The sequence below is a fragment of the Chitinophaga filiformis genome (assembly GCF_021646545.1).
Taxonomy (GTDB): domain Bacteria; phylum Bacteroidota; class Bacteroidia; order Chitinophagales; family Chitinophagaceae; genus Chitinophaga; species Chitinophaga filiformis_A.
Genome location: NZ_JAKIRP010000016.1, coordinates 73,187 through 85,089, shown reverse-complemented (window position 1 = coordinate 85,089; position 11,903 = coordinate 73,187). Strand labels below are relative to the sequence as shown.

The window sequence follows — 11,903 nt, the reverse complement described above, 5'->3', positions numbered from 1 at the left end:
ACTGACAAAAAAAATCCCAGGAGGCTATCTAATATTCGGAATATTTTCTTAGATTAGGATGACAAATAGCCAATGAATGCCAGTGTGAACCCGAGGACTTTCCTGAAATTTAATCCGTCACCCCGTTTTGTAAATTAGTATTCCATGTTAAGAAAAGTCGTTACGGAGACGATACGTCTCTCGTTCATTCTATTGTTCGTTTATACAGCTGCGAGTAAGTTCATTGATTACGAAAATTTCCGGGCCGTTATAGGTCAATCTCCTCTTATCACACGCTTTGCGCCTGTACTGGCAATTGTGGTTCCCGTGGCTGAAATAGTGATCGCTTTGCTCCTCGTCATCCCGCGCTACCGGCGTGTTGGCCTCTACGCGTCTTTTGCCGTCATGACACTTTTCACTGTATACATTGTAGTGCTGCTCACTTTATCTGAAAAAATTCCCTGCTCCTGCGGAGGCGTCATCTCCCAAATGAGCTGGACACAGCATCTCTACTTCAATATTGTTTTTATGCTGCTTGCACTGCTGGGCATGTGGCTTTATACAAAGCAGCCGGACGATCATCCGTCTTCATCTGAACTGATCCACGTTTAACTGAACCCACAATGACGCAACACCCCTTTCGATTTGCCGCACTTTGTGTGATGGTCTGTATTGTTCTTGTACTGATCCTGTACGCGTTTGCAGATAAGCCTAATGACAGGAAGAACGGCTTTAGCCGTAAAGTGCTGCCGGCGGCAACACTCAAAAGTTCGCTTGAATTAAAGTACCCCGCCTATTATATCGCGGGTCATACCGATGAACATATTTACCTGGGCAACTATTCTGCTTCCCAGCATTTACTTGCAGCAGACCGGCATTTAAAAGACACACAGCATTTAACGTTGAAGCTCGCGCCAGGTGAACGTTATGCCTGGAAGCTGGCAAGGATAATGGTAGATTCTCCTGTGGTATATATGGCAGAAGGAAGCACGCCTACGCTCTACAGGGGAAGACTGGATGATCTGCATATGAGCAGGTTCCTGCAGCAAAGCTGCTTTTTTAACATGTTGCAAAATGTCTCTGCTACTTCCTTTATCTCGCGTAGCATTCATCTGGATTCCTTGGGCAGCAGCCGGAATATACTGACAAAAATAAAAACAGATTCGCCTTATGTAACCCTGGGAAAGAACATCATCAAAAAGCAGGTCGATGGTATCTTTTGTACAGATGGTACACTGGATTATGATAAACAGACGGGGAAACTGGTGTATGTATACCACTACCGGAATGAGTTTGTTGCACTGGATACCAACCTGCACACACTCTATACCGGTCATACCCTGGATACGAATACAATGGCTAAAATACAGGTGGCCAGGCTGTCTACCGGCGGCAGTAAGTTCTCTGCGCCGCCTGCTTATGTAAACAGCCTGGCAAGGCTGGCAGACAACAGGATCTATGTACTTTCTACCCTGGTGGCTGACAATGAGCACTGGCAGGCGAGGCATGATACAGAGATCATCGACGTGTATTCGCTGCATGATGGCACATACATCTATACGCTACACATTCCGCTTCAGGGGAAAGAACGTATTACTGACTTTGTTGTAAAAGGAGATCAGCTGCTGGCTTTGTGCGACCACACATTAAATGTATACACGATCGCAAGACAATAACATCATTTCTATTGCAATAGAACAGGCGGAGCCGAACACCTGTAGAAAATAGTAGGCATGTATCTGAATTCAAAGTTTTTACTGTATGAATTTTAAGAAAATCGGATTATCAGTAACAGTATTTGCGCTTGCCATTGCAGGTGCTTTTGCAACCAATGGCGGCAGGTTCCCGGGAAACGGGTATACGAATCTGCAACAGGTGCCAAGCCAGGGCTCCCCATGTGTGTACAGGGGTTACTGTGGGGGCGGGTTCAATACCTGCTACGTACTGATTGGGGGGCAGCCAGTACAGCTTTTAAACCTGGAGTCTAACGGAACATGCAGCAGCTTTGTGCTTTCTCAGCCCTGACGAAAATGATATTGTAAAAAGTTGCCGGCCTGGGAAAGGTAATAACTTTCCCGGGCCTTTTCCGGCTCCTGCATGTCATTAAACCTTAAGGGAAGATTTTCTTTTTCATTTACGGATGACCTCCCTTTTCACACCCGGGATTTCCATCACCAGATCAGGGCCATAAGCACTGGCGGGCGTCTGGTAGCCGGGCTTATAATCTCCGTTGATAATTTTCTTTGCAATAATGAGTATGGCGTAGGCAGTCAGGGAATATGCTTCCGGCGTCTCCATATTGGCTTGTACGGAGGCTCCTTTTGCATTTGTGACTTTCCCCCAGATATGACTTACTGCTTTGTCGCGTACGGCCTGATTGGGGCCCGCAGATTGCATTTTGAAGATCCCCATGATAATACTTTTCAGGAAAGCGGTTTTCAACAGCCAGTTGAATAAAGACTGCGCTTTCAGGAAGTACCAGGCCGCTTTATTGACGGCAGTATAAGTGGTGATGTTGGGAATACCTGTGGAGAAGTAAGCGGTGCTGATATCTCCCCAGGGAATGCTCATCACAAAAACCGGATCTTTATGGCCCGGAAATTTGACTGACATTCCTTTTTTCCCCATGGGTTCGTAGGCGATCCGTCCGTTTTTGCGGGTGGCGCCGGGAGTGCCCAGTTTATGTAAGGTGCTGATGGACGTACCTCTTGACAAGGCACTGCCGATGACCGCGAAAGCGATGGTGAGATGATCTGCATCGGGTAACTGCTGTTTTAAAGACAATGCCAGGCAGTCTGTCGGTACGACGTCAAAACCGGCGCCGGGCAATATCATAATATCTTTTGCTTTAGCCTGCTGATCATACTTCTGCAGCAACTCAAATACATCAAGGTCGCCGTTGAGGTCAATATAGTGCGTGTTGGTCGCTATGCAGGCATCTATCATCGGTTGAGCGGTGATATGATAAGGGCCGGCAGCTTGTATGACCAGTGATATATCTTCGAGCGCGGCCGTTAAGCCGGCACTGTCATCCAGTTCGATAATGCGGAAATCCAGTTTGAGTTCTTTGGCAAGGGCCTCAATGGCAGTCTTCTTTCTGCCGGCGAGGATAGGTGTTAAGCCGTATTGACCAGCATACCGGGCTATCAGTTCCCCCGTATAACCATTGGCTCCATAGAGTAGGATTCTGTTACGTTGCATGGAGGAAAAATACAAGATACAAGGGAAACTACAAATTATAGTTTGGTCATTACCCCGCCCCGGGGTTGAAACCCGGGGCTACAAACACAGCGCTCCAGCCGGAGCGCGAATATTTCAGGATGGACCGCGCAGTATTTGCGTTCGACGCCTTAACTCAGGCATTATAGCACACGTTCCATTTGTATGTTACATCTTTCGTAGGGGGAAGGATGTCCTACGATCTTTTCAAATCCTAATTTATGGTACAGATTGATCGCCGGTTTCAGTATTGTATTGCTTTCCAGGTATACTTTCTTTGCACCCAATGATCTCGCTTTCTCCAGGATGGCACTACCCAGCAGCCAGCCGACGCTCTTGCCCTGGGCGGCAGGAGAGACCGCCATTTTAGCCAGCTCGTAGTCGTATTCAGGGTCTTTCATTTTAATGAGGGCGCATACACCCACCGGCACATCGTCATACAAAGCAACAAGGATATGTCCGCCGTTGTCAAGTATGTATCCCTGCGGATTGTCCAGCGCTTTATAATCAGCCTCTTCCATCTTGAAATAAGTAGAGATCCATTCCACGTTCAGGTCTTTGAATGCCTGCTGGTAGGCCGGCTGATAATCAACGATCTTCACTTTCCTGCTCTCTCTTTCTTTTTTCTGTTCCTGCACCCAGCGCAGAAGGCTCTTCTGTTCCAGCAGGAATTCCCATTCCGCAATAGCTTTCCAGAGGTCGTGCGTGGTATTGGCAGAAATGGCTTCTATCGCATTTCTTACATCCGTATACTGGTCTTCTATTTTACCGGTGATCTCTTTGCCTTTGGCAGAAAGGCTCACCATGTTCCTGCGGCCATCTGCCTTATCTTTTTTCTCTTTTACCAGGCCTTTGTCAACCATTTCACTTATGATCTTACTCACAGAAGGGTGGGAGTGCCCGATCTCTTTGGCAATAGCAGTGATGGTCATTGCTTCGCCGCGCGACAGTACATAGAATACGGGAAACCATTTCGGGTTCATATCTACTCCATACATATTGTAGATCTGAGTGGCATCTTCTGTTATTTTTTCCGTTAATAAGCGCAGCCTGCTTCCTACGGCAAACTTGCCCACAGTATCAAAAAAGCTCATACAAGACGGTTTATGTAATTGATTATGTAACTGGTTACGCAAATATATAAATATTCTGATAAAATGCGGGACTATTTTGACTTTTAACAAAAAGAGCAGCTGCTGTTTGGGGTATGACGGGAGGATCAGGGGGTATAAAAAGAAAGGACCGGTCTTATAGAGACCAGTCCCTGTGAAGCAGGCCGTTTTTGTCCAATGTATTCCAGTGTGTTACCCGACTGGCAGTTTAACATTCAACATAAAGGCCGGCTTGTACTAAACAAAAGAAAACTACGGTTATTTCAGATTATCAATGCTCCATTTGTATGTATTGATGGATCCCAGCAATGCTGCCGCTCCTGCCGAGGTCCATACGGAATAGGAAAGTGGTGGTTGAACACCCATTGCAACAGTCATGCTTAATGCAAAGATCACCATCAGCACGCAGGTGCCCCATGCTGCCAGTTTGGTCTTGTAGCCGATCAGTAACAGCACAGCAAAGATCACCTCCAGTGTTGTTGCCACGATCGCCATGATGTTGCCTAACCCGGGAGAAACGTAAAAGTTCAGTTTATTGGAATAGGCCAGGAAATGCTCCCAGTCGCCCCAGGATACATTTTGCGTTCCATGAGGGCCCCATATACCCAGCCTGTCAGCCACGGCAGATAAAAGCGTTACGGCGAAGGCAAGCCTTAAAAACAACTGGGAAAAATGAATGCTATTGGTATTCATATCGTTAATGATTTCGTGCAATAAAGGTCGATGTTATTGCAAGGGAAAATCTTATCCTGGTTTAAGAAATAATTCCCTCCGACATACTTCCGTACTCACTTTAAGGCAGGCACGTTTTTGAAATGGACCAGTGAGCGGAAAACCTTAAGAAGGTATGGCCCGGTTATTACGATCAATAATGCCGCCACGCAAATAATGAACATGAGCTTGAATATGTACATATTTGTCATTAACTGTGACTGTACGATCAGCGCCCTGTTGATATTGGTATACGCCAGGGCATTGGCCTGATCGACACTGAATCCTTTAGAGCGGAACAATTGTACAAACTGACTGAACCTTTGTGAGAAGTTGTCATTCACGTCGGTAATGTAGCGAAGAAATCTTTCCCTGTTCAGCTGATTAAAGTACAATTGCAGTGTATAAAACCCGGCGGCACTATTCAGACCGGTGATAAACCTTGATATTGTAGCAAGGCTGATACCTGTGAAACCTGTAAACGCCGGTAAGCCGGAGACCGTGTAAACAATGACAGGCACAAAAAGGAAACCGGAGGCTGCACCCTGGAAAAAGACCGGCAAAGCAAGATCTGAGAATGCGATATCGGGCGTAAAGGTGAAATACATCCAGATGTGATAAATAGCCAGGGAAGTTAATCCGACGATAAACAGCACCCGGAAAGGCATCTTCCTGCTCAACATCAATATGGCGATAATGGTGGAGATGAGTACAGCTGAAACGTTAAATGATGCCAGCCACATAATTCTGTAAGTGTCCCATTTCAGCACAGCTGCACAATATCCGTAGATGAGGTTAATGCTGTCTTTTGCACCAAAGTACACTATCAGTAGCATCAGGCCCATAATGAACTGTCTGGATTTGAATACTGCCGGATGAAGATAAGGCCTTTTCAGCGTCGTCTGCCGGTAATATAGTATCCCAACGCTTATCAGTGCTGTAAAGGCCGATAATGTTATACGTGAGTCTGTAAACCAGTAATATTTTGGTCCGTAAATAAAGGTATATGCCAGGCTGATACCGGTAGCCAGCATCGCCACAAACCCAAACCAGTCTATCTGGTACAAAGGGTACTTTTTCATACCGGTGACGGGTTTCAGCAGCAGCAGGACAATGAGCAGGGTAAGGACCTGGAAGGCGATCAGGTATTTATAGATGGCAGGCCAGTCGTAATTGTCTGTGACCCAGGCGCTCAATATGCCTATTATGGCCGTATTGGCCAGGATAGTGGTATAGAATATGGTAGAACCGATAGCAGTAGCTTTGGCAGGAGGCAGGCTGGAAAAATACAGTGTTAAAACCGATCCTGCTATACAGGCTACTACTATACCGAGCATCAGCCGCAGGCCCATAAAGACAAAGATGTCTGTTGTATACAAGCTGGCGATACTGAGCAGAATACCTGCAATGATAATGAAGAGCATATAGGACCGTCTTTCAAAGTACCGCAGAAACCTGAACTGGATCGGCAGAATGGCCAGAATGCCTACATAGGTTAGCTGCAGGGACAGGCTGACGTCTTCCGGCTGCGCGCCGAAGTGGCTTACCACATAGTTCTGATTAAGCGCATAGAGCCCGAATTGGACGATGCCGGAGAGGAGTACGAGGAAGAGGCCTATCCAGATAAATCCTTTTCTGTTTTTTGCCCACGGTTTGAAAAAGTCCGGTGCGTTCATGATACTATTTTTTAACAATAATGACTGCATTCATACCAACTCTGACATCAGCAAGGGTGGTATCAGTAAATGCTATTTTTACAGGGACGCGCTGCGTGATCTTTACGAAGTTGCCGGTTGAATTGTCCGGCGGTAACAGTGAGAATTTAGCGCCTGTACTGGGCGAGATCGATGTGATTGTACCTTTGAACACTTTACCGGGAATAGCGTCGATCTTTATATCCACCGGTTTGCCTTCCCGCATGGCCGATAGCTGTGTCTCTTTGAAGTTGGCGGTCACCCACTTGCTGTTTTCATTCACGATAGAAACCAATGGTTGCCCTGCCTGGATCTGCTGTCCTTCCTGGATCACCTTTCTGCCCAGGCGTCCGCTATAAGGGGCGATGATCACGGTATATCCCAGATTGATGCGGGCGAAGGCCAGTTGTGTTTCTTTTCTTTTCTGGTCTGCAGCCAGCAGGCTTTTTCTGCTTTTCAGTTCATCAATTTTCGAATAGCTGGTTTTAAGGGTATTGTTAGCGGCATTGAAATCGCTCACGGCAACATCGTATCGCGCTTTCACCTGTTCGTACTCTTGTCCGGTAGCCGCTTCTTCCTTCAGGAGATTCTCATATCTTTTGATGTCCTGCTGCTGTTGCCACAACCTGGCCTGTGCAGAGGAGATCTGATCTTTGTTGATATAGGTGCCTGACTGCGCTGCGGCAATACTGGCGTCCAGTACCAGCTGTTGCGCGTATGAATCCTGCAGGGCGGCTTCTGCTTCCTGTACTTTATTCCTGTATTCCCTGTCATCCAGTATCACCAGGGTATCGCCTTTGTTTACCCATTGGTTTTCTTCAAATAATATCTGCTGAATATAACCTGCGGCTCTTGCTGATACCGGGTTGATATAGGCCTCAACCTGGGCGTCATTGGTTTCTTCAAAGTGTCGTGTTCTGTTGAACAATTTATAGAAATAGAAAACAGCGATCAGGATAATGATGAGTGCTATGCTGGTCATTATCATCTGGCTGATCCGGGACTTCGTTGTATTGTTTGCTTGTGACATATCGTAAAAGGTTTAAGACTTAAAAAAAGGGCGCCGGTCAGAGCTTACCGCTTGTATACAGCAATCTGTAATAGAAGGCCAGTGCGTCTGTCTGGGATCTGATAAGATTGTATTTTGATTCCAGGTAAAGATTGTCTGCATCCAGCAGGTCGGTCAGCAGTGCGAGCTGATTAAAGTACTTGGCGCTGACGATCCTGTAGTTGGCGCTGGCCTGTTCTATAGATGATTTGGCCACTGTTATCCTGTTAAGGGATTCACTGTATTTGATGTAAAGCGCGGCGGCTTCCTGATCTGCATCGTCCCTGATCGCTGATTGCTGTGTCAGTAATGCATTCAGACGAAGCTTTGCAGCCTTTTCCTTGTTCTTATTATGGTATAGTGAGGAGAGGCTATATTGTGCCTTTACACCAATAAATCCGACTGAGTATGCCTGGTTGACCGGTGGGAACATAAGGTTGTTGGGGTAATTCACACCGTAGGCAGAATACAACTGCAGGGTGGGCAGGTAGGCGCCTTTAATAGCTTTGATCCTGTTTTCCTGCAATTTCAGTTGCTGTTTGAGTCGCTGTACTGCATAGGAAGTTTCCTGCGCATTGTTGACAAGATCTGTGAGTGAAGCAATTCCAGGCTTCTCGCCGTTTACCGTATCTGTTGGAACAATTTGCGTATGCCGGGGCAGATCCAGTAATACGTTCAGCCTGGAGGTTGCTATGGCAAGATCGTTTTCATTCTGTTCACGGCTAAGTTTCTGATTGTCCAGGATGAGCTGTGCTCGTAACAGGTCGCTTCTTGTTACTTTCTGATTGCGGAATAATGCTTCTATGTTTTTAACGCGTGTTTCCGCGCGTCTTATCTGTTCAGTGATCACCGTGTCCTGTTCCTGCAGGCGGATGATGTTGAGATAGGCGGATATGGCCTGGAGGAAGATGTTACCAGACAGGTCGAGTGTGTTCAGGGATGCAATGTCTTTTCTGATCTGTTGTTCCCTGATAGCGGCATTCTGCCTGCCACCGGCAAATATGGTAAGTGCAGATTCCATGCCCAGGGCTGCGCTGTTTGCCGTGGGCGGGCGTTTTATACTATGCCCGTCTGACAGACCACCGTCATAAAGCGTAACTTTACTGAAGCGTTGGTAGCTGCCATTGATGTTTACCTGCGGCAGTTTGCTGCGTTGTGCATCTCTCAGTTCTGCATCGACTGCCTCTTCTTCTGTTTGTGCAATATTGATCTGCCTGTTTTTCTGTCTTGCCAGTTCCAGTACATCCCGCAGAGACATTTTATAGACGGAATCCTGTGCAAACAAAGGTAAAGACAAAAGAACCGCCGGCAGGACTATAAGCACTTGTTTAATTATACTTTTCATGGTAATTGACGCTTTTATTATGGCTGTTGAGTCAGAGAAGTACGGTGCGAACAGAGTTGATGACTGATGAAGCTTTTAATGCGGTCAGCAATCCTTTCTTCTGTTATCTCTTCCAGGTTGAGCAGCTCGCTGGCGAGGGGAGACCTGCCGATGATCTGATGCAACAGATGGAATAATGTCATCAGAAAGAGGTCGGTGTCGATAGCGTGGAATTCATTTTTGGCCACACCTGTCTTTATCACTTCTCTGAACATATTGCTGCTGGCTTTTACTGTGTCCAGTATAGCCGTCTTGAAAGAGTGGTTCCGGAAGGAAAATATCTCACTGTTCAGGATACGGTAGAAATAGAAATTGTCCCTGATACCGGCAATGTAAACTGTTACATAACTCAGCAGCTTTTCATAGCTGCCGGCTGTGTCATCTACCGGCAATGCACTGAGTGAGTCCATCAGCAGCCGAAGTCTCAGTTCAAAGATGGATCTGTACAGGTGCTCTTTCGACTCAAAATGATAATATATAAGGGCGGGATTGATCCCTGCTTTAGCAGCGATATCCCTGACGGTAGTTCCTTCGTAACCATTTTCAGCAAACATCGCTTCTGCTGTAAGGAGAAGTAAGTCTTTAATTCGATTTTTCTGCTCTTTCATGATCTTCGATTGTCAAAACAAAGGTCATACAGAATGAGGCCTGGGGAAAGGGCAGAAACACGGCGTTATTCGTCGTTTTTACTGTTGGGAGGATATATTGGTTGTTTTTTCCGTGGTTGTGGTCTTATGAGGAGGGAATGTTCACGTGAGAGAGTTCCGGTAGTTGAGCGGGGACATGCCGGTATTTACCTTAAAGAATTTGCCGAAGACGGATTGGTCAGAGAAATTGAGCAGGTCGCTGATCTGTGAAATGCTCAGGTCTTTTCGCTGCAGCAATACTTTGGCTTCCAGGATAAGGGTTTGGTCTATCCATTCTCCCGCGGTTTTGCCTGTTTGTTCTTTTATGACCTCAGAGAGGTATTTGGGCGTTACATTCAGACGGGACGCATAGAAACGGACGGAGTGTTGTTGTAAGATCTCTTTGGACAGCAGGTTCTTAAAGTTTGCTAACAAGGGATGTGTTCTGGCGGAGCTTCCCGGATTGGCTGCTTTTAAGCGGGCAGCGGCGACGTCTGTTTCACAGAGCAGGATGTTGAGGTAACTTCTGACAATATTGTCCATGTGTGGATGTGCTTCGTGGATGGTAGCACGCAGCAGCTCATAGATAGCAGAAAACCGCGTCACCTGCTCTGCAGACAGGGGAATGATATGTGAATCTTCATGCTCAAAAAAGCCATACTTTAAAAGATAGAAAATATCGGATTGGTTTTCCAGGAAGAAACTTTCCTTAAAGAAGATGAGGTCCAGCCGGGGGTTATTTTCCACCTTGTGAATGCTGCGTATAACGTATGGACCGATGGTAAGCAGGGAGGGAGCGGTAATGACGCCTGTACTCAATCCGGCTGTGATGCCCAGTTGCCCCTGTTTCAGAAAGGCAATGGCATATGTATCTGTTCTGAAAGGTTCTTCTGTGGAAGGCGTGTAATTTTCTTCCCCGATAAAAAGAAAATCATCACGCCTGTCTGTCAGTGCAAAAATGTTGGACAGCTTCGATATATTATATGTAGATATAGCCTTCATCCCCCCGGTCATATGGTGAATGAGGCAAGTTAACTAAAAATGTTATTGTATACCGCTAATTGCTGGCAATGAGTGCTGCAACGAGCGCTCCGATCACCGCACCGCCGATACCGAATTTCAAGGCCCGGGAGTTCCGTTTCTTACGTTCTTCTTCCAGCATTTTACGGGAGTCTTCCAGTAGTTTTTGCGTTTCTACCAGGCTGGTAGTGGCCTTATCGAGGGAGGATGAGATACCCTGCAGGCTGGTACTGGTTTTATCCATGAAAGCGAGGGAGCTGCCGGACAATGAATCAAACTGTTGTTTCAGCTGCTGATAATAGAATTCTTTCTGCCGCAGCATAGTGTCCTGCTGGCGGATCATATTTTCATAGCTGTCCATGATACCTACGAAGGAGCTGTTGCCCTGGCGGGTTTTATCATAGAATTTCTTATAGATGCCGAAAGTCGTTTTGTTCAGTATAAATGCGGTATCGCAACGAATGAGCAGTGTGTCGCCTCTGTAAATGCTGTAGATGCTGGTGCCTGAACTGTCTTTGAAAGTTTTGAGGCGGTCCTGTGCATGTCCCTGTGTGGCGGCAATGCAGAAAAATATCGCAAGCAAGAGCTTGTGTAAGGTGAATGGTTTCATATGTTAATGTCAGTTTACAGGGGTTTTACGTCAAAGGGAGGAAGACTGTCTGTGGCTTTCAGTTCTTCTTTAAAGTTCTGCACTTTCTCATTCAGCTCTTTAATTGTTTCTTTCAGTTTGGCGTTTGCCTTCGCTTCCTCTATTTCTTTTTTAGTGTTTAAAATAGAGACATTGGCCTGGATGTTCTTGATGTAATACTTGAACTTGTCAACATCTCCCTGCAGGGAGTCCAGTCTGGCACGGGAGGCGTTGATGTAATTAAGCGCCGTGTCAATATTTCTCTGAGAGGCTTCGATATTTTTCTGGATCTGTTTCAGCTGGCTTTTCTCAAAGAAGGTAATGAGGGCGTTGATACACGTCAGTGCAAGTACGATGTAGATAATGATACGGAATGACTTGTCCATGTGGAAACCGGGTGTTTGGGGCTATTAATAATAGTATATATACACAGCTGGCAGGATAGCTGGCTCATAAAGTTAAAAATAATATTCAAATGATAA

13 protein-coding genes are annotated in these 11,903 nt (G+C 46.2%); 3 read left to right on the top strand and 10 right to left on the bottom strand.

Annotated features, from left to right (window positions below; genetic code table 11):
• Positions 1–144 precede the first annotated feature (144 nt).
• The 3 genes from L3C95_RS28600 to L3C95_RS28590 all read left to right on the top strand — a co-directional run bounded on the left by L3C95_RS28600 (position 145) and on the right by L3C95_RS28590 (position 2,004).
• Positions 145–591 carry a MauE/DoxX family redox-associated membrane protein gene (locus L3C95_RS28600; RefSeq protein ID WP_236393634.1) on the top strand — a complete coding sequence of 149 codons (447 nt, stop codon included), beginning with the start codon at positions 145–147 and terminating at the stop codon, positions 589–591.
• A gap of 11 nt (positions 592–602) precedes the next feature.
• Positions 603–1,655, top strand: coding sequence for a hypothetical protein (locus tag L3C95_RS28595; RefSeq protein ID WP_236393633.1), 1,053 nt, complete (start codon positions 603–605; stop codon positions 1,653–1,655).
• A gap of 85 nt (positions 1,656–1,740) precedes the next feature.
• Positions 1,741–2,004: a hypothetical protein gene (locus L3C95_RS28590; protein WP_236393632.1), complete on the top strand. Its 264-nt coding sequence runs from the start codon at positions 1,741–1,743 to the stop codon at positions 2,002–2,004.
• Positions 2,005–2,109: 105 nt separating this feature from the next.
• Here the strand turns inward: L3C95_RS28590 and L3C95_RS28585 are convergent, their stop codons facing one another.
• The 10 genes from L3C95_RS28585 to L3C95_RS28540 form a co-directional block, all read right to left on the bottom strand.
• Entirely contained in the window at positions 2,110–3,180 is a 1,071-nt protein-coding gene (locus L3C95_RS28585; protein WP_236393631.1) for a saccharopine dehydrogenase family protein, read from the bottom strand.
• Positions 3,181–3,341: 161 nt separating this feature from the next.
• Positions 3,342–4,292 (bottom strand): bifunctional helix-turn-helix transcriptional regulator/GNAT family N-acetyltransferase, encoded by a 951-nt coding sequence (locus L3C95_RS28580; RefSeq protein WP_236393630.1) that lies wholly within the window; start codon positions 4,290–4,292, stop codon positions 3,342–3,344.
• Positions 4,293–4,568: 276 nt separating this feature from the next.
• Positions 4,569–5,003 carry a DoxX family protein gene (locus L3C95_RS28575; RefSeq protein ID WP_236393629.1) on the bottom strand — a complete coding sequence of 145 codons (435 nt, stop codon included), beginning with the start codon at positions 5,001–5,003 and terminating at the stop codon, positions 4,569–4,571.
• A 95-nt stretch (positions 5,004–5,098) separates the two neighbouring features.
• Positions 5,099–6,697 carry an MFS transporter gene (locus L3C95_RS28570; protein WP_236393628.1) on the bottom strand — a complete coding sequence of 533 codons (1,599 nt, stop codon included), beginning with the start codon at positions 6,695–6,697 and terminating at the stop codon, positions 5,099–5,101.
• 4 nt (positions 6,698–6,701) lie between these two features.
• Positions 6,702–7,745, bottom strand: coding sequence for an HlyD family secretion protein (locus tag L3C95_RS28565; protein ID WP_236393627.1), 1,044 nt, complete (start codon positions 7,743–7,745; stop codon positions 6,702–6,704).
• 37 nt (positions 7,746–7,782) lie between these two features.
• Positions 7,783–9,108, bottom strand: coding sequence for a TolC family protein (locus L3C95_RS28560; RefSeq protein WP_236393626.1), 1,326 nt, complete (start codon positions 9,106–9,108; stop codon positions 7,783–7,785).
• A 17-nt stretch (positions 9,109–9,125) separates the two neighbouring features.
• On the bottom strand, positions 9,126–9,755 hold the full coding sequence (locus tag L3C95_RS28555) for a TetR/AcrR family transcriptional regulator (protein ID WP_236393625.1): 630 nt from the start codon (positions 9,753–9,755) through the stop codon (positions 9,126–9,128).
• Positions 9,756–9,896: 141 nt separating this feature from the next.
• Positions 9,897–10,775, bottom strand: coding sequence for a helix-turn-helix domain-containing protein (locus L3C95_RS28550; protein ID WP_236393624.1), 879 nt, complete (start codon positions 10,773–10,775; stop codon positions 9,897–9,899).
• A 55-nt stretch (positions 10,776–10,830) separates the two neighbouring features.
• The gene (locus L3C95_RS28545) at positions 10,831–11,403 is read right to left on the bottom strand and encodes a hypothetical protein (protein WP_236393623.1); all 573 of its coding nucleotides are present in this window, start codon (positions 11,401–11,403) and stop codon (positions 10,831–10,833) included.
• A gap of 14 nt (positions 11,404–11,417) precedes the next feature.
• Complete coding sequence (locus L3C95_RS28540; RefSeq protein ID WP_236393622.1) at positions 11,418–11,807, bottom strand: hypothetical protein; 390 nt, start codon at positions 11,805–11,807, stop codon at positions 11,418–11,420.
• Between the last annotated feature and the right edge of the window lie 96 nt (positions 11,808–11,903).

What these genes read in the sequence shown, in the direction of transcription:
- L3C95_RS28600 (WP_236393634.1), top strand. Translation starts at nt 145, where the DNA reads ATGTTAAGAAAAGTCGTTACGGAGACGATACGTCTCTCGTTCATTCTA.
- L3C95_RS28595 (WP_236393633.1), top strand. Translation starts at nt 603, where the DNA reads ATGACGCAACACCCCTTTCGATTTGCCGCACTTTGTGTGATGGTCTGT.
- L3C95_RS28590 (WP_236393632.1), top strand. Translation starts at nt 1,741, where the DNA reads ATGAATTTTAAGAAAATCGGATTATCAGTAACAGTATTTGCGCTTGCC.
- L3C95_RS28585 (WP_236393631.1), bottom strand. Translation starts at nt 3,180, where the DNA reads ATGCAACGTAACAGAATCCTACTCTATGGAGCCAATGGTTATACGGGG.
- L3C95_RS28580 (WP_236393630.1), bottom strand. Translation starts at nt 4,292, where the DNA reads ATGAGCTTTTTTGATACTGTGGGCAAGTTTGCCGTAGGAAGCAGGCTG.
- L3C95_RS28575 (WP_236393629.1), bottom strand. Translation starts at nt 5,003, where the DNA reads ATGAATACCAATAGCATTCATTTTTCCCAGTTGTTTTTAAGGCTTGCC.
- L3C95_RS28570 (WP_236393628.1), bottom strand. Translation starts at nt 6,697, where the DNA reads ATGAACGCACCGGACTTTTTCAAACCGTGGGCAAAAAACAGAAAAGGA.
- L3C95_RS28565 (WP_236393627.1), bottom strand. Translation starts at nt 7,745, where the DNA reads ATGTCACAAGCAAACAATACAACGAAGTCCCGGATCAGCCAGATGATA.
- L3C95_RS28560 (WP_236393626.1), bottom strand. Translation starts at nt 9,108, where the DNA reads ATGAAAAGTATAATTAAACAAGTGCTTATAGTCCTGCCGGCGGTTCTT.
- L3C95_RS28555 (WP_236393625.1), bottom strand. Translation starts at nt 9,755, where the DNA reads ATGAAAGAGCAGAAAAATCGAATTAAAGACTTACTTCTCCTTACAGCA.
- L3C95_RS28550 (WP_236393624.1), bottom strand. Translation starts at nt 10,775, where the DNA reads ATGAAGGCTATATCTACATATAATATATCGAAGCTGTCCAACATTTTT.
- L3C95_RS28545 (WP_236393623.1), bottom strand. Translation starts at nt 11,403, where the DNA reads ATGAAACCATTCACCTTACACAAGCTCTTGCTTGCGATATTTTTCTGC.
- L3C95_RS28540 (WP_236393622.1), bottom strand. Translation starts at nt 11,807, where the DNA reads ATGGACAAGTCATTCCGTATCATTATCTACATCGTACTTGCACTGACG.